The sequence below is a fragment of the Paenibacillus sp. LRG-1 genome (assembly GCF_057220305.1).
Genome location: NZ_CM170126.1, coordinates 4878178 through 4897146 on the forward strand (window position 1 = coordinate 4878178; position 18969 = coordinate 4897146).

Genomic DNA, 18969 nt, shown 5'->3' on the forward strand with positions numbered 1-18969 from the left:
AGACAGCAAGCTACCCTTAATCTGGGAGCTTGCTGTTTTTTTGGTCACTCCCGCAAAAAATCAGATCTCATGAAAGCGCCCTCTTGACGAAGCGGACTTGCGTGATTCACAATGGTCATAGGCCATGCGTAAAAAAATCCGGAGCATGATCGCTCCGGATTTTCTTCATCACAGTTGCTCATAATACAGCTTCCAAGATGGAGTGTTTATGTGTATTACTGCAAACGGCTGCTGCCCGACAAGGATTGTTCTGCTTGTTGGACCAGCTTTTTCGTGATATATCCCCCAAGCGAACCTGTTTCGCGGGAAACAACATTACCGAAGTAACCGTCCTGAGGGATGGTGATGCCAAGTTCTTGAGCTGCCTCATATTTTAATTGTTGTAAAGCGGCGTTGGCCTGCGGTACTTGCAGGTTGTTTGAACGACGTCTGCTCATATTTGAATCTCCTTTCAGTTCTTTGTGAGTGAGGTTCATTGCAAGCTTGCAAGATTATTATGGCTCGCTTACAACTACTTATTCCTGAAATTCAACATTCGAACACTGGAGGTTTTTACCAATGAGCAAAGGTTTATCCCTATGGTTCGCCGTTTCATCCATTGTCCTGCTGACCGCAGCCGCTATATCCATCAGTTATTCCGCATGGCTTGCCATTCTACTGGGGCTATTATCTGTCGGCAATATCGGCTGGGGTTTCGTGGTCAAAGCCCGACAACGCCGCTCCTAAGCCAATCCTATAGGGCCTAATCTATTTTGCCAGCAATATGCTTTAGCGTAGACGTGGCAGAAAGCCCATGCGCTCTTTGACCGCAGACAACGTGACTTCAGCCGCTTCTTGTGCGCGCTCTGCGGATTGGGCCAAAATACGTCCAATCTCACCGGATTCCCGGATGTCGCGATAGCGCTGCTGAATCGGTTCAAGCATAGCTACAACGGTCTCTGCCAGTTCTTTTTTAAATGTTCCGTACATTTGACCTTCATAGCGATCCTGCACTTCTTGGAGCGACAAACCGGAACATTGACTGTAGATGCCCATCAGATTACTAATTTCTGGTTTATTGGCCGGATCATATCTAACCTCACTGCCAGAATCGGTCGTAGCGCGGCTAATTTTCTTGCGTATGACTTTCGGTTCGTCCAGCAGGGCAATAAAGCTGCCTGCATTCGGATTGCTCTTACTCATTTTTTTAGATACATCATCCAGGGACATAATTCTCGCCCCTACTTCAGGGATATACGGTTCGGGAACAGTAAAATAATCTCCGTAACGGTGATTAAAGCGACCCGCCAAATCGCGTGTCAGCTCCAGATGCTGTTTCTGATCGTCGCCTACCGGAACGAGATCCGCGTTGTAGAGCAAAATGTCAGCTGCCATCAACGATGGATATACGAACAGCCCTGCTCCTACGGAGTCCTTGCCTGCCGCTTTGTCCTTAAACTGAGTCATACGTTCCAGCTCGCCCATATTCGTCAGTGTTGTCATCAACCATCCCAGCTCAGCGTGCTGAGGAACATGGGATTGTAAAAAGACATTGGATTTATCCGGGTTAATACCTGCTGCGATAAATAATGCCGCTACCGCCTCCGACTGCTCACGTAATTGGGCCGGTTCCTGCGGTACGGTAATTGCATGAAGGTCCACGACCATAAAGTAGCATTGATGATCCTCTTGCAATTTGACAAAGTTTTTCATTGCACCAATGTAATTGCCCAAAGTAAGTTGTCCGCTAGGCTGAATACCTGAAAGTACAGTTTTCATATTCTTCCTCCTCAGTTTATTTCAAAATTAGAACGCAAAAAGGCCCCGCATCCTCAAGGGACGCGAGACCGTGGTACCACCCTTATTCATTGCCGTCAGCCTATTACTTGTCAGAGCTATGCTCCGTGGCTGCCTGCAATCTTAAAGCTCCGTTAACGGGGAGCAATCGGCCGTCATACTGAGGACAGTAGAATCCTGTTCTGTGCGGCACTCCAAGGTCCATTCAGCAGTGCAGGCTCACCGGTTCCCATCCACCACCGGCTTTCTGAAGAGCTTATGCGAAAGCTTACTTGTCCTCATCATCGTGTTATCCATGTCATTACTTTCTAAACTACATTAATGATAATTCCGCATAATGTTATTGTCAAATGACGATTGTGCCCTACGATCAAAAATCTGTTATCATAATGACACGAAGCTTCAACCGATTATAGTGGACAAAGGAGCATGGATATGAAACAAGTGACCAAAGAACACTGGAACGGTTACGACACGTATGTTTTACATAGTGGTGAACTCGAAGTTACGATGATCCCTCGCCTCGGGAATAATATTATCTCAGTGCGTGATCTGAAGCTCGACCGGGATATCGTACGTCGGCCTGGTGAGGAAGAATTGGCTTTCTATTTACAAAAGCCTTATCATTTTGGCTTGCCCATTTTGATTCCTCCAGGCCGAATTCGCAAGGGACAATTTGAGTTTGACGGTGTTCCTTATCAGTTCGACCGAAATACTGCCAATGACAATCATATACACGGTCTGCATCGTAATCAATCCTGGCGCTGCAGTGATATTGAAGAGGATGAAGAAGGTTGCAGTGTTACTACCGAGCTTTTAACAGAAAGTGATCCGCACTGGATGGAACAATTCCCCATTCCTTTACGTCTGGAGATGACGTATCGCTTACAGGGTGCTGTATTAAGTCAAACGCTGCGCGTAACGAATTTGGGTGAAAAAGCAGCTCCATTTGGCTTGGGATATCACACTTGGTTTATGGTGGACGGAGAACCTGAGCGCTGGCGCCTAAAGCTGCCTGTGAACGGCGTCTATGAGCAGGATGCTGAACAGCTACCTACAGGTATCATTACTTCGTTGGACGACTTGGAACAGCTCTCTTCCGGACTTTCTCTGAAAGGAACAAATCTAGATACGCTGCTGCGGGCAACGGAAGGCCCTGCTGAAGCTCTTTTGACCCGTGACGACGGTTATCAAATCCGCTACACAGCAGATGAGCAATACTATAAGTATTGGGTTTTATATACCAAAGGTGAATGCGACCAGTATCTTTGCATTGAGCCTTATACATGGCTGCCTGATGCGCCCAATTCACCTGATCCTGTCGGGGAAGCCGGGCTGATCCGTCTGGAGCCTCAGCAATCCATCGACCTCAAAACTCAGATTCATATCATATATCCGTAATTTTCCTCTAGTCACTTTTCTTCCTTCGGCGCATATTTTCATAACTCTGTCGCATACTAACCTCATCACAGCCGAAGGAGGTGACTACACATGAATGAAGCTAATCAAGGCAGAAGCCGTCGCAGTAACAACCTAGTTGTTCCTCAAGCCAACAACGCATTGCAACAATTGAAATATGAAGCTGCACAAGAGCTGGGCATCACCATTCCGGCAGATGGTTACTACGGTGACATGCCATCCCGTGAAGCTGGTTCTCTGGGAGGCTATATCACTAAACGCTTGGTACAGCTGGCCGAACAGCAATTATCAGGTCGTTCAGGTCAATAAGCGTCATTATTCCGCGTGAGCATTCCGTTCATCGTAATTTACCAAAATGCGTTATAACGGGCATATAACAAAGGCGGTCTTCCCTAGGAAGGCCGCCTTTTCTTTACTCTTTTTTATCAGGATTTTGCAAAATTCGATTCCAGTCGCTCCGAAGTGCAAGATATAGACGAACTAACCATTTCGATCTATATCTTGTTCATTGGAAGTCGCTTATGGGATATTTGCAAAATTCTCATATAAATGTTTATTCCGAATTAGCCGCTCGGTATGTAGGCTTGTTGTAGCGGATCATGAGATTCGCCATGTTGTAGTTGGACTCCAGTGTTGCATCTACCAAAATCGTTCCTTGTCTGATGGCAAAATCGAAAGCAATCTCACCATGAGTCCAGCTACGCTTATGATTTAGCGTTTCTAGGGCCATACGCCGAAAATCCTCCCGATGCTTTACTGATAACCCCGGTTCTACTGCTGCAAATGTGCCACCTTTACCTGCAAGCGGATTATGACGAATCCCAAATTTCCCAACTACATTGTTACGTATTTGTACAAATACGATACCTGACGACAAACCCGCCAGTTCATTATCCAGTTCTTTTAAAACGATATCCATCTGCCTTGCCAACGACAATTGACCTACTTCATCCATTACAAAAACCCTCCTATATACCTTATCCAAAAATATTTAATAGGTCTTACGGCTCAATTATATGCGAAGATTTTTAACCTTACAATCAAAACCAACATAATTGGGTATTTATAACTATTTTCTAAGTATATCCATCATTTTAAATTTCGCCAACAGGTAATGTTAATTACACTTCGACATTTTGCGACTTTGTTCATCATCTTCTGCAAAAATTACAAAAAAGGCCTCCCTCGTGGGAGACCTCTAAAGTGTAAATCCGTTATTTTGTCATTTGTAAAAATTGCTCAATATCCTGAACAGTAACTTGCGCAGCATTACGCCAGAAGTCAGCCTGTGTTAAATCGGTACCTAAGTGCTTGGAAGCCAATTCTTCGACTGTCATGCGACCTGTATCACGCAGCAAGGCATCATATTGGTCGGCGAAGCCGTCAGGATTTTCCTTCGCAAAAGCGTAAATTCCTGCACTGAACATATACCCGAATGTGTACGGGAAGTTGTAGAAAGGAGTATTCGTAATATAGAAATGCAGCTTGGATGCCCAAAAATGAGGATGAGCCTCATCCAGGACACCACTAAACGCTTCACGCTGCGCTTGTTCCATCAACTCGCTTAATTGTTGTGCTCCTACGACTCCTTTTTTCCGCAGCTCGTAAAAACGGGTTTCAAACAGGAAACGGGCATGAATGTTCATAAAGAAGGCTACACCACGCTGAATTTTATCCTCCAGCAAAGCCACCTTCTCCTGACCCTCGGCAGCTTCCAGCAACGCATCTGATACAATTAGTTCTGCCAGCGTCGATGCCGTCTCAGCTACGTTCATGGCATAATTTTGATTCAATGGGTGCAATTCATTCATCACATGCTGATGATAACCGTGTCCGAGCTCATGGGCCAGTGTCGAAACATTGGATGGTGATCCGGCATAGGTCATAAAAATACGGGTCTCTTTGCTCAGACGCAGAGATGTACAGAAACCACCCGGACGTTTGCCTGGACGATCTTCTGCTTCGATCCAGCTTTTCTCAAAAGCCATTTGGGCAAAGTCAGCCATTCTCGAGCTAAATTTACCAAATTGCTCAACAATCGTTACAGCAGCATCGTCGTAAGGGATTTTAGTAGTTGACGTCCCCAGCGGAGCTTCAACGTCATGCCAGGACAGCTTCTCTAAGCCCAGCAGTTTTGCTTTCCGCTCCAAGTATTTGACTACAATAGGCTTTGTTTCATTAATAACCTGCCACATCGTATCCAGCGTTTGTGCAGACATACGGCTGATTTCCAGCGGTTCCTTAAGCACATCTGTCCAGCCTCGTTTTTCATATAGCTTCAGACGGAAGCCTGCCAAATGATTCAATGTATCCGCGCAATAGTCCTCTACCTGAGCCCATGCCTCTTCCCAACGTGCAAACACGTCTTTACGTACGCTGCGATCTGCTTCATCCAGCTTATTAGCTGCCTGACCTACAGACAGGTTTACGATCTCGCCATTTTCTGGCACAGGGATCGTCATATTTTTGACAATGGTATCATAAAAGTCGCCCCAGCCATGGTAGCCATCCACTGCCAGATCCAATGCAAGGCTTTCCAGCTCAGGAGCCATTTTTTCACGTGCTTCGTTCCGATATTCGGTCAGGACAAAAGAAATCGGCTGGATAGCTTCCCGCTCCATCCATTTCTGCCAAATGTCTTCACTGGTTTGTGCCAGCAAGTTCTGGAAAGATACTAAAGCACTTTTTCCTTGGGCATATAGCGTATTGACACGCGCACCCAGTTGAACAGCCAGCTTGTCGTGCTGGTTTTGAGCAGTTAGACAAGAGACAAAGGAACCCGCCTGCGACGCACCATTAAACAGCTCCTGTATGCTATTCAGTACACTATCCAGACGCTCGGTATCCAATACCGTTTGTGGTACTTTGGCTGCTTTAAGCTGAGCTTGCAGTTGTTGGACCTTGCTTTCCATTTCTTCCAAAAATGCAAGAAATGAGGCAGAGGAAGATCCTCCGCTAAAAATAGATTCCAGATCCCATGTTTGCTTTAACGGTGTTTTCATAATAGTTCCACCTTTCTTTTTTGGCGAATTCTTGTGGTTTCAGATACAATAAAGCTACATCGTGATAGTAAATCACTACAATTGGGAGGAAAACAGGATGAGACCCTTACAAATTTCGCCGGAAACGGCTGTGAAATTATCCGAAAAGCTCGGCATTCCGCTGGAACACCTTATGCATACACCCCAGCACATTTTGATGCAAAAGCTAGCCGAACTGGCTAAAGAAGAAACCGCTGACCCGAACGGCGGAGAATCGGACAAATCATGATCCCTTTTCATAAAACCTGGCCTTATGACATCGTCATGGGAGACGTTTATGTACAGTCTTGTCCGTTTTGCGACCATGATAATGTTTTGCTGCCCCTGAAGCCAAAAGAACTTAAGCTCATACACGAAGGTATGAAAAAGCTGCTTGTGTTTCCATGCTGCCATAACAAGGTTACTTTAGTGGATTGTGATGACGATTATTTGCTGTCAGATACCACATTGCGTCATCATTAATTCATGAGGCATTTGTAAGATAAGATAACCCCGTTTTACAAACAAGGTGTGAACCATGAGCCTAAATCGGCCATAGTGCACACCTTTATTTCTTCAGGAGGAGCTTGCGTCTTGCATTTCCTCTGGCAGTTGGTAATTTTTAGCCAGCATTTGTTCTCGCAGTACAGACCACTGTTCACGGGAAGCCCGGATCATGGCTGCATCCATAATCTTTTTGTCATTAATGACACGCGAAAACCAGCGTACCGCTTCGTTAAAGTTGCCTGTACGTCGATGCAATTCACCAATCAGATAAAGCAGTTTGGCATTATTCGCCCCGACACCCTCCAGCTCATAGACCCGAACATAAGAATCCAGGCTAAATTTGAGAAAGCGAAGCTCCTGCTCCTCATTTCCCTGGTATCTGTACATCCAAGCGATATGCTGTAATAGACTAGCTACTACGCGTTCCTTTTCTCCGATGACCTGGGCACATAGTAAACCCAGTTTATACGTTTCTAATGCCTCTTCCCAGCTACGATGCCCGCCATATTCGCGAGACTGCCAGCGATTACCGATTTTATCCTTGAATATCTTGGTTTGCTGTTCGCTTAACTGAACGGTAGAGTGCTCTGTCGAGGTAAATCCACAATGAGGACAGACCCTTACGACATAAAAATCCGGATTTTCATTCTTATAATAAGCACAAAAATCTGAATCCGTACGAATGGCCTTCTTTAGGCTTGGTCTTACACGGGATGTCTGAAATTCTTCTTCGCAATGTGGGCAAATGATTTTGATCTGATATAACGGTTCAAGTTCCAATGTTTTTACAACCCTCTCCAAAATTCGGCAATCCCCGAAAGCTTACGGGGTATTTACAAAATGATGCGCAGGACCAGACAAACGGTTAAGTATGATTGAACGAAGCGGCTCCTCAATGCCCGTATCCGTTAACGCACCTGCCATACAAGACAACCATGCCTCTGCTCGCTCCTCCGTTACGGGAAACTTCATATGTCTGGCACGTAACATCGGATGACCATATGCATCAGAAAAAAGGGACGGTCCTCCAAAAAACTGGCTCAGGAACATATACTGCTTTTCCTTAACCGGTTCCATGTCTTTAGGAAACAGGGGACTTAACAACGGATCTTTATAAACTCTCGGGTAGAAGGCCTCAATAATAGCACGAACACCTTCCGCACCCCCAAGGTTGTCATAAATGCTCAGGCTAGGGTTCACTTTTTCTCCAACTTTCTGTGCTATGGTAATAAATATACACCCGTATTATAACAAAAAACAAAAAATGACGCTAAAAATAAGCGTCATTTTATCAATTTAACATATGAAGAGGGTGTGCTTCGTTGCACACAGCTTCGTCATTCTATAAATACCACTAATAACTCCGCCAATCCTCTTCACCGGGATGGACGAGAGAGGCACGAATAACATACACAAAAGCACATACGAACAGACCGGCAACGATACTCATCCTGATCACTCCATCCTTAAGGTTATGGATCGTTGTTTTCCTATTTTAACATACTATTTACAAAAATACAGCAATAAATGTAACCGTTTTCTTTGATTTTTTTGTACTCTTTGTCCATCCCCGACATAGGTATATTAGTACAACACCAAAGGAGGGGCCTCTATGTCGCTATACCGTCGTTACTCGCTTCCTCTGCTCATCCTTACACTGCTATTCCTGTTTATGCTTATGGCTGTATACCCGCAATCTTCTCTGAATGCCGGGCTTCGGGGGCTTGCCATCTGGTGGGACGTGCTGTTTCCGTCTTTATTCCCGTTTTTCGTTATTTCCGAGCTTCTCCTCGGTTTCGGAATTGTTCATTTCATAGGTGCGCTGTTGGATCCGCTGATGCAGCCTCTATTCCGTGTACCTGGCTGTGGGGGTTTTGTCGCTGCGGTCAGCTGTGCATCCGGTTACCCGATTGGAGCTAAACTAACAGCCAAGCTGTGGGAGCAAAAATGGATCACACGCATTGAAGGAGAGCGTTTGGTCGCGTTTACTACTTCCTCTGATCCGATATTTTTGATCGGTGCGGTTTCCGTTGGCTTCTTCCATCAACCAGAAATTGCACTCGTACTAGGCGCGGCCCATTATGGTGGCGTGCTCATCATCGGGCTGCTTATGCGCTTCCACGGTTCCCGTTCAGGGGAAACAGGTACTCGCAGCGACCGCCAACCTACTCAAAAAGCCTGGTCGAAGTCCAAGAATACAAAAGCAGCAGATCGCAATAGGCAGCCTGGACCCCTACGCCAAGCATTATATGCCATGCATACAGCTCGTTTGGAAGATGGTCGCCCATTGGGTGAGTTACTTCGTCAGGCGATTACTTCCTCCCTACGCCTTATTATTGTCGTAGGAGGGCTAGTTGTATTCTTCTGCGTCATTTTAGAAGCTTTGACGAACTCCGGTTTAATGAGCGGGCTTCATCTGCTTACAGCAAGCCTATTGACTGCATGTGGTCTTCCTCCTACGTTAACGGAGTCCATTGTGGGTGGTATTTTCGAAGTCACTTTAGGAGCGCAAGCCGCAGGTAAAGCCACGGCAGCGGCGTTACCATTCAAGGTAGCCGCAGCCGCTTTTGTTCTCTCCTGGGGCGGGCTGTCGGTTCATGCGCAGGTTGCAAGTATTTTAAATATGACGGATCTTCGTTATTTGCCATTTTTGTTGGCCCGGGCTGCGCACGGCATCATCTCAGCACTGCTAGCTCTCGTGTTATGGCGGCCTCTTATGGGACAGGGAAGTTCTCCAGTCTTTTCTCCGATATACGACATCGCGTGGTCTCCTGGCTTCTCGTCCGTCATGTTGTTGCAAAGTCTGCTGTTTCTTGCCTTTATACTGGCTGGAATGCTTAGTCTCTCATGGTTGAGTGTGGGTACAAGTCGCTTATATGTACGTTTGAGAAGAACACACAGGCAATGAACGATTGTGTTCTTGCTCATAATTGATTATGATCGATATATACCCATGACAAAGGAGCTTTTCATCTTGAGATATTATGTTCTGGATCGCGGGGATCAGCACTCCATGGACTTGAGTCAGCAATTTCACCGTCTTGCCCAAGAAAAGAATTTCAAGCTGGATGCCGAATCGCCGGAAATCGTCGTGTCTATTGGAGGCGATGGTACGATGCTTCATGCGTTTCATACCTTCATCGACCGCATTCCGGATATTGCCTTTGTTGGTGTACATACCGGTCATCTAGGCTTTTACGCTGATTGGCGTGCGGACGAGCTGGAGGAGCTAATCCACCTGATGAGCCAAAGCGGATCTGAAGGACCGCTTAACCCGAGAATCGTTAAGTATCCACTGATTGAGTTGGAAATTCACAAGAAGTCAGGCAATGCTTCTTTTATTGCCTTGAATGAATTTACATTAAAAGGGGTGGATGGCACTGTCGTTGCCCAAGTAGATATTAACGATATCACCTTTGAAATGTTTCGCGGTGATGGTATATGTGTTTCTACCCCCTCAGGAACGACCGCCTATAATAAAGCACTTGGCGGAGCTATGGTTCATCCCACCATTGAAGCATTGCAATTGACTGAGATCGCTTCCATTAATAACCGCGTGTATCGGACACTGGGATCGCCATTGCTACTGCCAAAACACCATCATTGTGATATTTTTTCACGGAAAGATCAGCGTCTCTTATTGACAGTAGATCACCTCAACTTTCCTGTAGATGACTTAATTTCTGTTCGATGTCAGGTCGCAAGTCAGAAGATCAGCTTCGCTCGTTACCGTCCTTTCCCATTTTGGGATCGAGTACGCAACGCTTTTCTTAATTAGAATCTATAAAAGAGCCGACTTTGGCTCTTTTTTTACAAACAAAACGGTTCCTGAAAATTCAGGAACCGTTTTGTTGTGGAGCTGTAAATGTTTTATTCTTTTTACTACCCTCAGCTCTTTCGGCTTTAGCAGCTGGCTGGGTCTGACGCTGGCCCTCAGGTTCACGAGAGACACGAACTTGCCGTCCCTCCCGATTTTCCTTTGATTGACGCTCATAGCGTGGTCCACGCGATTCCTTTTTATCGAAACTCCCTTGCTGATTGCGCTGTCTACGTGGTTCCCGGGCTTGCTGCCCTTCACCCGGATTGCGTCCATCCTTTGCTTCACGTGGTTCTCTTGGCTGGCGCGAATCGCGTGCTTCACGTGGCTCACGCTGCCGATTTCCTTCACGTCCTTCTCTGGATGGACGACTTTCGCGAGCTTCACGCGGCTGTCGCTCACGTACTTCCTGGGCATCCTTCGATTCCCGACGTTGCAACTCGCGTGGTTCCCGGGATTCTCGAGGCTGCTCCACTCGCGATTCCTCCGTAGCTGTGGAATCCTGCTGTGATTGCGGCCACTCCTGTTCTCCAGCTGTATGTTGCAATACTTCTTGCTGCTCTTCGGGTTCTAGCGTTCCTGCTTGTTCCCTTTGAGCATCTACCAACTGCTGAATATCTGGAGCAATGATTTCATCATTGACCCCGTTTTTATTAACCACTTCACGACTTTTTTGCAACACAAAATAGGCACAGCCAAAATTGCAGTATTCATTAATGTAATCGTCCAGTATCACTATAGATGTATCCTTATTTGCTTTGGGATGACCGTCTCGATAAAAGCCCTTCAGACGTAGCTGATTGTAACCCCAATCACCAATAATGTAATCATAGCGATCCAGCACTTCACTATACCGATCACGAAACGCTTCGGGATTCCACCCGTTCTTGTGATCCTGCAACAATTCATAGTTTTTACCACCGATTTGAAACAAGCTATTCTGACCGCCTTTCCCGGATCAAGCCTGCGAAAGGGCGCCTTCTTCCTTATGCTGAGCGGCTGACTTCACCTGCTCATGCGCTTGGTAGGAGCTGCGGACCAACGGTCCGGATTCGACGTGGCTGAATCCCCGCTGTAATCCCTCTTCCTTTAACTTCGCAAAATCTTCCGGTGGATAATATTTTTGCACATATAAATGTTTCTCGGACGGCTGCAAATATTGACCAATTGTCATAATGTCACAATCGACTTTACGCAGATCATCCATGGTTTGTAAGATCTCGTCCCACTCTTCCCCGACACCTAGCATGATGCTTGATTTCGTTGGAATAGCCGGATTTAATTGCTTCGCACGTTGAAGCAGCTCCAGAGAGCGACGGTATTTCGCTTTAGCCCGAACTTTGTCGGACATTCGCTCCACCGTTTCAATATTATGATTCAGAATATCTGGCTTGGCATCCATGACGATTCGTAGCGATTCAATATCGCCCATAAAATCGGGAATCAATACTTCTACACTGCAAAAAGGTAACCGGCGGCGAATCGCACGAACCGTTTCTGCAAATATAGTAGCACCTCCATCTTTCAAATCGTCGCGAGCCACACTGGTTACGACACAGTGCTTCAAATTCATGTTTTCAGCCGCTTCAGCGACGCGTTCAGGCTCCTGCAAGTCCAGTTCCGTAGGCATTCCCGTATTTACTGCGCAAAAACGACACGCACGCGTACAAGTATCACCCAAAATCATAAATGTAGCTGTCCTATTGGCCCAGCATTCATATATATTAGGGCATCGTGCCTCCTCACATACGGTATGTAATGTCTTGGAACGCATCATGCTCTTGATTTCCTGATAGTTATCGCCTGTCGTAAGTTTAATACGAATCCAGTCGGGCTTAGCTTCCTTCACTTTTCTAGACAATGGCATAGACCTTCTTTCTGATAAGCTTAAGCTGTCATTGCCATACATTATAACATGAAAGCCATGGAAAAACCTCCATTCATTGTTCCCTTTTTGATATGACATTGATGCCGGAAAAAGTAAACTCTTTACATGGATAAAAGCGGCGGATATGGCTCAATCTAAACAAAAGCACCCTATTCACGCTATTGAATACGGGGCCTAGAATTTACCGGGCGATTAAGCCCTTCTATAGGAGGTCGGTTCACGTGCCTTACCCTACGCGGACAGCCCGAGCTGTTCGTTTGTTATCGCTGCTGTTATGCGCTACTACACTGACAACGGCCTGTCCGCTTCCTGCCCATGCCTTTGCCAATCACTTACAGTCCTCGTCCGCCAGAAGCAGCCTGACCGCAAATGTAGATGCTTCACATGCTCAGTCTTCGTCGTATACGTCCAGGCTGGCTCTATATCATTCCATCGAAGCCCTGACTGGAGTTCCTTGGTACAGGCTGGCCGCCATCGACCAGTATGAACGCACACTTACAGTGGCCCATCCCAGGGATCGCAAGCATGCGGAACGGATCATAGGTATTTTCATCACGGGACCAGTCTGGTCCGGCCTGATGAACCCTGATTCGGAGGATCAAAATCCGCGTTCCATTGAACTATTTTCCGGGCTGGGACAAGACGGTTCGGGTGATGGAATCGCTGACCGTAATAATGACAAGGATCTGCTATTCAGCATCGCATCTTATCTCGGAAAGTATGGAAACAACGAGGATGAATTTGGTATTGCCGTTTGGGAATATTACCATAACAGCCGCGCAGTTCAAAGAGTTCAGCAGTTTGCCAAGCTGTATCGGACGTATGGCAAGCTGGATCTGGTCAGTCAAGCCTTCCCTCTTCCTTTAGGCAGCATTTATAGCTACCGCAGCACATGGGGAAGCCGTCGCAGCTGGGGCGGTTACCGTATACATGAAGGAACTGATCTGTTTGCTGGCTATGGAGTTCCAGTTCGCAGTACCTGCTACGGTGTAGTTGAAATGAAGGGCTGGAATCCCTTCGGCGGATGGCGAATCGGAATCCGAGATCTCAACAACCGCTATCACTACTATGCGCATCTTTCCGGCTTTGACAAAACCGTCCACAACGGAGACATCGTTACACCCGGTCAGACGGTTGGCTGGGTCGGAAGCTCGGGCTATGGAAAACCCGGTACTCAAGGTAAGTTTCCACCGCATCTGCACTATGGTATATATCGGGACAATGGTTGGGCAGATTGGTCCTTTGACCCGTATCCGTTATTAAGACAGTGGGAGCAGACCGAACGCAAAGCGCTCAAAACAGGAAAAACAAAAGGGACCTCCTCATAGGGTCCCTTTTGTTTTTCCTGAGCAACTCACGTCACTCCCCTCCGCTCTATGGCGTTGGGGACTGGCTAGAGGTGTTTTGGTCTTCCTGTACCTCTGGAACACTTACTGTGCTGGGATCTACAGCGCCGCTACTCTCTATGGAATGGGGAGGCAACGCCAACTGCGGAGCGGCTGCACCATTTTTACCCACTGGTTTCCCCTGATTGTCATAGTAGTACATCGGAACGTTGCCTACCACTAATAAATAAGAAACCGGAATTTCCGTCTCCACAATCTGAGGTTGCATCTCAAACGGTATAACCACGGACACTTCCGTCGTAATCCGAATGTACACTTCCACCAAGATCATGTTTATGCCCGCATCCTGTTGACGGGTATTTAAATCCACCTTGATTGCTCCATGCGGCTCCACCTTTAGGGGGACCGTTGGTCCATAAGCTGCCAACAGTGGACTGCCCAATGCCTGACCAATCGGAACACTCTCATCAAAATGGCTCATGCTGTCCATCGTTGCCTTGACTGCTTTGAGCGTGTCTGACGTAATTCTCATATGCTCTGCATAATTCAGAACAAAGCCGGAGGTTCTTCCTTGTGCATCCGTTCTCCATTCGATCAAATTATCAGCCGTCTTCCCCTGCTCTACCTGTGCTGTAATTGCTGAATTAATAGCCTCCGTCGCCATTTGTTTGACCCGTACTTTTGCCAGGTGCATCATAGGCGGCTTCAAATGCTGCTCCACATAAGCAGCCACCTGTATGATTCCCACCAGCAGCGCCAGTACCACAATCAAAAATACTCTACGTCTACCGCGTCGCCTTCTGTTGGGCGCGCTGTGCCATTGCGGTCTTCTCATCATCCGATCCCCCCGCAGCGTTGGACTTACCCTACAAGGATATGCAACGGAGGGACGAAAAAGAAGCCGCCCGTCCGGCAGCTTCTCTAGATGGAATACATATACAATTGCAAATTTCAGGTGCACTTATTATTTGAAAATGTGGTCAATCTTTTCGATATCAGCCTGACTCAATTGGACATTTAGCGTCTTCAAATTCGCCAGCACCTGCTCCGGCCCCTTCGCCCCTGGAATGAGGGCATCAATCGAATCGCGGGTCAAATACCATGCGAGCACAACATGAGCAACCTCTGCATTCAACGCATTGGCAATCTCCCTTACCTGCTCCACTTTGTCCAAATTACGAGCAAATGCATCTCCCTGAAACAGTGGATTTTTTGCTCTGATGTCCGTGAAGGTCATGTCTTTCGTATACTTACCACCCAGCAATCCTGAGGCTAGCGGGAAATAAGGCACAAACGAAATGCCATTTTCCTTGGTATAAGGCAGCAGATCCTTCTCAGCTTCCCGTTGAAACAAATTATATTGGGATTGGAGCACATCTACATAACCGTCGCTATTCGCATCCTTAAGTTGTTCAATGGAAAAGTTAGATACGCCAATAGCCTTGATTTTGCCTTCGTCCTTAAGCTTCTTCAATTCTCCAACTGCTTCTGCCTTCGGCGTTGCTTCGTCCGGGAAATGGATATAAAACAGATCGATATAATCGGTCTGCAATCTTTTCAGGCTGGATTCAACGGATTCACGTAAAAAAGCAGGCGAGTTGTCAAAAACGACCTCTCCGTTCACAAATTTGTGTGCACCCTTCGTGGCAATAACAGCTTTATCACGCTGACCACGCTCTTTCAATACCTCACCAATCAACCGTTCCGAGTGCTCAGGTCCATAAATAAAAGCCGTATCCAGAAAATTGATGCCGTTGTCCAAAGCTGTGCGAACGACTTCTTTACCCGTTTCATCATTCAAACCGGAAAAGAGATTATGTCCTCCCACCTTATTTGCACCCAAACCAATTGGTTTTACATATAGATCTGTTTTGCCAATACGCACTTGCTCTGCCAATTCACGTCATCTCCTTTTCGAAAGTTACTTCCATTTTAATATTAAATTCCAAAAAAATCAAAGTGCGTACCTGGCAGTTGTTCTCATCCTTTAATCCCCGTCAAGGCAATCCCTTCCATAAAATACTTCTGTCCTATGGCAAACAGAATAATAGCAGGCAAGACTACAATTAAAGATGCGGCCATCAAAACGCCCCATTGAGCCGAATATATTCCCTGAAATTGCTGCAGCCCAATCGCCAACGTAAATTTGCTCTCATCATTAAGGTAAACCAGCGGCCCCATAAAATCATTCCATGTATTCAAAAACGTAAACAATCCAATGACCAAAATCGCCGACCTCGACAAAGGCAAAATAATACGGGTGAAAATCGTAAAATGATTGCCTCCATCCACAAATACAGCTTCATCCAGTTCTCGCGGTAGCGTCATGTAGAATTGTCTTAGCAAAAAAATATTAAAAACGCCTCCACCAAAAAACGAAGGTAATACCAATGGAACGTACGAATTAACCATGCCTAATGCCTGCCAACCAATAAATGACGGAATCAGCGTGACTGCAAACGGCAGCATCATGCTGCTTAATAACAAGGCAAATACCTTATCTCTTCCCTTCCATCTCATTCGCGCAAAGCTATAGGCAGAAATGGTACTCGACAGAAGTACACCCGCCAAAGTACCCGCAACGACGATAAATGTATTCACAAAATAGCGCCCAAAGGATAACTCTTCAAACGGCTGTAAAAAATTCTCGAATACAAAAGGCTCTGGAATCCATTTCGGCGGGATCAAAAAAATCTGACTTAAATCCATCATAGAGCTTCGCACTAGCCAGTAAAAAGGAAACATACAAAACAGTGAGCCCACTATGAGAACTGCGTAGAGCAAAACCCTGCTCCAACTCCAACCGCGTTTTTTCATGTTCATGCCCCCCCGCCTTCGTAATACACCCATTTTCGGGCCGTCTTGAACAGAAAGGCAGTGAATACCAAAACGACAATAAAGAGCACCCAAGCAATAGCACAGGCATAACCCATATTCGAAAAAGTAAATGCCTCGCGGAACAAATAAAAGGTATAAAACAAGCTGGAGTTATTGGGTCCACCCTGAGTCATGACGTAAGGTTGAACAAACACTTGAAACCCACCGATGAAGCCCATAATCGTATTAAAAAAAATAGTGGGCGATGTCAATGGAATTGTAATATACATAAGCTTATGAAGAGCGTTTCCACCGTCAATTTCAATGGCTTCATAATAATGTCTAGGGATATCTTGCAAGCCTGCCAGAAAAATAATCATGGTTCCTCCAACGGTCCACAAACTCATTAAAACCAGAGTAGGAACTACTGACCCTTCGCTATATATCCACTGACTTTCAGGCAAATGCAGCGCACGCAATACCACATTTAGCAAACCAAGATCCGGATCAAACAGCCACATCCAGATCATAGACGATGCTATGAGTGGCACAATGGTAGGGAGATAGAAAACAGTTCTGAAAAAAGCCAGACCTTTTACCTTTTGATTAAGTAATATTGCCAAAAAGAAAGCTACAATAATTTGCAAGGGCACACTCAGAAACACATAATAAAACGTAACCCCGAGTGATTTATAAAAAAATTGATCCGTACCGTCAAATAAGTGGACGTAATTATCCAGACCGATAAAATGGGCCTGTGAAGCAACCTTGTAATCGGTAAGACTGAACCAGAGACTAGCGATCATCGGTCCCAGAACAAAAATGACAAAGCCGAGAATAGCAGGGGCGGCAAAAAGCCACCCCAACCAATTTTCCTTCTTACGAATAGAAGATAATGATTGCATTCTATCCCTCTCTTTCTGTCAAAACACTCACCCTATTCTTTTGGATACGTCCCTTTAAATTCCGCGTTAGCCTTTACGGAAACCTCCTTGAATGCTTGCTCCACCGTTTTCTTGCCCAGCCATACCTGATCCAGCGCCGGGTTAATGATAGCATTGATTTTTTCCGAGTTTTTCAGATAATAGTCGTAAGAATTGACACCGTTATGCAACGTTTGGTTCATGACAGCATCACGGTAACCATCGGCATGACCTGGTTTGACATCAGCCCATTTGCTAATCAAGTCTGGTTCGGTGTACCACTTTTTCATGACAGGCATCCACAATCCGCTGGAATGCATGTCAAGTCCGCTTTCAGCATCCAGCAAGAATTTATAAAACATCCATGCTTCTTTAGGATGTTTGGTTTTGGCAGAAATCACTTCCGGTTCGCCAAACAGGATCGTTTTGCTGCTCTTCAGCTTGGGTAACACGCCTACACCAAAATTCACCTTCGATTCTCCAAGATCCAATTGAACCCACTGTCCATCCAAATCCATCGCTACACGCTTACTTTGTAGTGCTACGGCCGGGGAAGGTATATTTTTGGACTGCGTTGGCGACGGTGCCACATGATAAACGTTGATCAGATCAGCCATTTTCTGAACAGCTTCAATCACATCAGGGCTCTCAAGATTAAGCGAGTCCCCTTTGTCTGAAATGACACTTGCGTTATTGGAAGGCACAAGCAAATGCCACATCCATGTATCAAACCGAACTCCATACTGTTTAATGTTACTTGCATCGAAATTGGGACTGAGCGCATTATTTCCCGCTTTATCAATGGTCAGCTTTTGTGCTGTCTCTAAAAACTGCTCCCATGTCCAAGCCTCCTCAGCCTTTACTGGCGGCAAAGCAACACCAGCCTCATCAAACAAATCTTTATTGTAATAAAGCGCGAAAGCTTCCTCAGTTACCTTGATCCCAGCCACTTTGTCCTTATCCCAATAGATGACTGAATTAGGAATAAGACTTTCCTTCGTTAGCTCCTTATCCTCCTTCAAAAATTCATTTAAATTATATAGTTTGCCTTGTTCAGCCCATTGCAGAGCCTGTGCTTTATAAATGGGAAATACATCGGGTGCCTGATTGGCGGCAAACATCGTCGTTAATTTGGTTACGTAATCCCCGGGGATATGCATATAGTTAATTTTGATCCACGGATATTTCTCTGTAAATTTTTTAGCGATTTCCTGCTGAACCTTCTTTTCATTGGTGCTACCCCAACTGGCATAGGTCAGTGTCACTTGCTCGTGACCCTGCAAATCAACTGGTTTGCTGCTGCTCTCATTTGAACTACAGGCTGACATAAGCCCAACGATCAAGCACATGCAGACGATCCATAATTTTCGTTTTAACAAGAGTAACGCCCCCAAACCGTTTATTTTTTTATCTTTTCGTTTGTTGCTTCGTCACTAAACTCATTTTAGCAAACGCT

21 protein-coding genes and 1 other annotated feature are annotated in these 18969 nt (G+C 45.9%); of the genes, 8 read left to right on the forward strand and 13 right to left on the reverse strand.

The features are described 5' to 3' along the window. Positions 1 to 215: 215 nt before the first annotated feature. Positions 216 to 437, reverse strand: coding sequence for an alpha/beta-type small acid-soluble spore protein (locus ACUUJN_RS21600; RefSeq protein WP_013311857.1), 222 nt, complete (start codon positions 435 to 437; stop codon positions 216 to 218). A gap of 121 nt (positions 438 to 558) precedes the next feature. On the opposite strand from ACUUJN_RS21600, the gene ACUUJN_RS21605 reads away from it, so the two are divergent. Continuing rightward, the gene (locus ACUUJN_RS21605; RefSeq protein WP_007431986.1) at positions 559 to 726 is read left to right on the forward strand and encodes a hypothetical protein; all 168 of its coding nucleotides are present in this window, start codon (positions 559 to 561) and stop codon (positions 724 to 726) included. Positions 727 to 768: 42 nt separating this feature from the next. Here ACUUJN_RS21605 and trpS read toward each other — a convergent pair whose 3' ends face one another. Next, positions 769 to 1758 (reverse strand): tryptophan--tRNA ligase, encoded by a 990-nt coding sequence (gene trpS / locus ACUUJN_RS21610; RefSeq protein ID WP_071558285.1) that lies wholly within the window; start codon positions 1756 to 1758, stop codon positions 769 to 771. A 53-nt stretch (positions 1759 to 1811) separates the two neighbouring features. Further along, positions 1812 to 2070, reverse strand: a binding site (T-box leader). A 141-nt stretch (positions 2071 to 2211) separates the two neighbouring features. Between trpS and ACUUJN_RS21615 the strand changes: the two genes are divergently transcribed. Beyond that, positions 2212 to 3177, forward strand: coding sequence for an aldose 1-epimerase (locus tag ACUUJN_RS21615; protein ID WP_023990203.1), 966 nt, complete (start codon positions 2212 to 2214; stop codon positions 3175 to 3177). A 90-nt stretch (positions 3178 to 3267) separates the two neighbouring features. Further along, positions 3268 to 3504 (forward strand): alpha/beta-type small acid-soluble spore protein, encoded by a 237-nt coding sequence (locus tag ACUUJN_RS21620; protein ID WP_013311861.1) that lies wholly within the window; start codon positions 3268 to 3270, stop codon positions 3502 to 3504. A gap of 244 nt (positions 3505 to 3748) precedes the next feature. On the opposite strand, the gene ACUUJN_RS21625 is transcribed toward ACUUJN_RS21620, so the two are convergent. Then, entirely contained in the window at positions 3749 to 4150 is a 402-nt protein-coding gene (locus ACUUJN_RS21625) for a hypothetical protein (RefSeq protein ID WP_023990204.1), read from the reverse strand. A gap of 259 nt (positions 4151 to 4409) precedes the next feature. Continuing rightward, on the reverse strand, positions 4410 to 6197 hold the full coding sequence (locus ACUUJN_RS21630) for a M3 family oligoendopeptidase (protein WP_071558284.1): 1788 nt from the start codon (positions 6195 to 6197) through the stop codon (positions 4410 to 4412). Between the two features lie 97 nt (positions 6198 to 6294). Between ACUUJN_RS21630 and ACUUJN_RS21635 the strand changes: the two genes are divergently transcribed. Continuing rightward, entirely contained in the window at positions 6295 to 6465 is a 171-nt protein-coding gene (locus ACUUJN_RS21635; RefSeq protein ID WP_014277894.1) for a YycC family protein, read from the forward strand. Continuing rightward, the gene (locus ACUUJN_RS21640) at positions 6462 to 6698 is read left to right on the forward strand and encodes a hypothetical protein (RefSeq protein WP_023990206.1); all 237 of its coding nucleotides are present in this window, start codon (positions 6462 to 6464) and stop codon (positions 6696 to 6698) included. Before ACUUJN_RS21635 ends, ACUUJN_RS21640 begins: the two co-directional genes overlap by 4 nt. Before the next feature lie 93 nt (positions 6699 to 6791). Here the strand turns inward: ACUUJN_RS21640 and ACUUJN_RS21645 are convergent, their stop codons facing one another. Both ACUUJN_RS21645 and ACUUJN_RS21650 read right to left on the reverse strand, forming a co-directional pair. Then, entirely contained in the window at positions 6792 to 7502 is a 711-nt protein-coding gene (locus ACUUJN_RS21645) for a DUF2225 domain-containing protein (RefSeq protein WP_023990207.1), read from the reverse strand. Positions 7503 to 7544: 42 nt separating this feature from the next. Further along, on the reverse strand, positions 7545 to 7922 hold the full coding sequence (locus ACUUJN_RS21650) for a globin domain-containing protein (protein ID WP_023990208.1): 378 nt from the start codon (positions 7920 to 7922) through the stop codon (positions 7545 to 7547). 412 nt (positions 7923 to 8334) lie between these two features. Here ACUUJN_RS21650 and ylbJ point away from each other — a divergent pair, with 412 nt between their 5' ends. Both ylbJ and ACUUJN_RS21660 read left to right on the forward strand, forming a co-directional pair. Next, positions 8335 to 9630, forward strand: a complete 1296-nt coding sequence (ylbJ, locus tag ACUUJN_RS21655) for a sporulation integral membrane protein YlbJ (RefSeq protein ID WP_023990209.1) — start codon at positions 8335 to 8337, stop codon at positions 9628 to 9630. A gap of 66 nt (positions 9631 to 9696) precedes the next feature. Continuing rightward, on the forward strand, positions 9697 to 10500 hold the full coding sequence (locus tag ACUUJN_RS21660; protein WP_013372943.1) for an NAD kinase: 804 nt from the start codon (positions 9697 to 9699) through the stop codon (positions 10498 to 10500). A 58-nt stretch (positions 10501 to 10558) separates the two neighbouring features. Here the strand turns inward: ACUUJN_RS21660 and ACUUJN_RS21665 are convergent, their stop codons facing one another. Both ACUUJN_RS21665 and lipA read right to left on the reverse strand, forming a co-directional pair. After that, complete coding sequence (locus tag ACUUJN_RS21665) at positions 10559 to 11473, reverse strand: YutD family protein (protein WP_028541418.1); 915 nt, start codon at positions 11471 to 11473, stop codon at positions 10559 to 10561. Positions 11474 to 11497: 24 nt separating this feature from the next. Next, positions 11498 to 12400: a lipoyl synthase gene (lipA, locus tag ACUUJN_RS21670; protein WP_023990211.1), complete on the reverse strand. Its 903-nt coding sequence runs from the start codon at positions 12398 to 12400 to the stop codon at positions 11498 to 11500. A 248-nt stretch (positions 12401 to 12648) separates the two neighbouring features. Between lipA and ACUUJN_RS21675 the strand changes: the two genes are divergently transcribed. Next, positions 12649 to 13755: a M23 family metallopeptidase gene (locus ACUUJN_RS21675; protein WP_023990212.1), complete on the forward strand. Its 1107-nt coding sequence runs from the start codon at positions 12649 to 12651 to the stop codon at positions 13753 to 13755. Positions 13756 to 13801: 46 nt separating this feature from the next. Here the strand turns inward: ACUUJN_RS21675 and yunB are convergent, their stop codons facing one another. The 5 genes from yunB to ACUUJN_RS21700 form a co-directional block, all read right to left on the reverse strand. Beyond that, positions 13802 to 14611 carry a sporulation protein YunB gene (gene yunB, locus ACUUJN_RS21680; protein ID WP_023990213.1) on the reverse strand — a complete coding sequence of 270 codons (810 nt, stop codon included), beginning with the start codon at positions 14609 to 14611 and terminating at the stop codon, positions 13802 to 13804. Between the two features lie 126 nt (positions 14612 to 14737). Then, positions 14738 to 15670 (reverse strand): aldo/keto reductase, encoded by a 933-nt coding sequence (locus ACUUJN_RS21685; protein ID WP_023990214.1) that lies wholly within the window; start codon positions 15668 to 15670, stop codon positions 14738 to 14740. 83 nt (positions 15671 to 15753) lie between these two features. Further along, the gene (locus tag ACUUJN_RS21690; RefSeq protein ID WP_028541414.1) at positions 15754 to 16590 is read right to left on the reverse strand and encodes a carbohydrate ABC transporter permease; all 837 of its coding nucleotides are present in this window, start codon (positions 16588 to 16590) and stop codon (positions 15754 to 15756) included. Positions 16591 to 16592: 2 nt separating this feature from the next. Beyond that, positions 16593 to 17495, reverse strand: a complete 903-nt coding sequence (locus ACUUJN_RS21695; RefSeq protein WP_023990216.1) for a carbohydrate ABC transporter permease — start codon at positions 17493 to 17495, stop codon at positions 16593 to 16595. A 32-nt stretch (positions 17496 to 17527) separates the two neighbouring features. Next, complete coding sequence (locus ACUUJN_RS21700; RefSeq protein WP_028541412.1) at positions 17528 to 18892, reverse strand: ABC transporter substrate-binding protein; 1365 nt, start codon at positions 18890 to 18892, stop codon at positions 17528 to 17530. Positions 18893 to 18969: the final 77 nt, after the last annotated feature.

Excerpts from the sequence above, each read along its gene's own strand:
- ACUUJN_RS21600 (WP_013311857.1), bottom strand. The coding sequence starts at position 437 with ATGAGCAGACGTCGTTCAAACAACCTGCAAGTACCGCAGGCCAACGCC.
- ACUUJN_RS21605 (WP_007431986.1), top strand. The coding sequence starts at position 559 with ATGAGCAAAGGTTTATCCCTATGGTTCGCCGTTTCATCCATTGTCCTG.
- trpS (WP_071558285.1), bottom strand. The coding sequence starts at position 1,758 with ATGAAAACTGTACTTTCAGGTATTCAGCCTAGCGGACAACTTACTTTG.
- ACUUJN_RS21615 (WP_023990203.1), top strand. The coding sequence starts at position 2,212 with ATGAAACAAGTGACCAAAGAACACTGGAACGGTTACGACACGTATGTT.
- ACUUJN_RS21620 (WP_013311861.1), top strand. The coding sequence starts at position 3,268 with ATGAATGAAGCTAATCAAGGCAGAAGCCGTCGCAGTAACAACCTAGTT.
- ACUUJN_RS21625 (WP_023990204.1), bottom strand. The coding sequence starts at position 4,150 with ATGGATGAAGTAGGTCAATTGTCGTTGGCAAGGCAGATGGATATCGTT.
- ACUUJN_RS21630 (WP_071558284.1), bottom strand. The coding sequence starts at position 6,197 with ATGAAAACACCGTTAAAGCAAACATGGGATCTGGAATCTATTTTTAGC.
- ACUUJN_RS21635 (WP_014277894.1), top strand. The coding sequence starts at position 6,295 with ATGAGACCCTTACAAATTTCGCCGGAAACGGCTGTGAAATTATCCGAA.
- ACUUJN_RS21640 (WP_023990206.1), top strand. The coding sequence starts at position 6,462 with ATGATCCCTTTTCATAAAACCTGGCCTTATGACATCGTCATGGGAGAC.
- ylbJ (WP_023990209.1), top strand. The coding sequence starts at position 8,335 with ATGTCGCTATACCGTCGTTACTCGCTTCCTCTGCTCATCCTTACACTG.
- yunB (WP_023990213.1), bottom strand. The coding sequence starts at position 14,611 with ATGATGAGAAGACCGCAATGGCACAGCGCGCCCAACAGAAGGCGACGC.
- ACUUJN_RS21690 (WP_028541414.1), bottom strand. The coding sequence starts at position 16,590 with ATGAAAAAACGCGGTTGGAGTTGGAGCAGGGTTTTGCTCTACGCAGTT.
- ACUUJN_RS21695 (WP_023990216.1), bottom strand. The coding sequence starts at position 17,495 with ATGCAATCATTATCTTCTATTCGTAAGAAGGAAAATTGGTTGGGGTGG.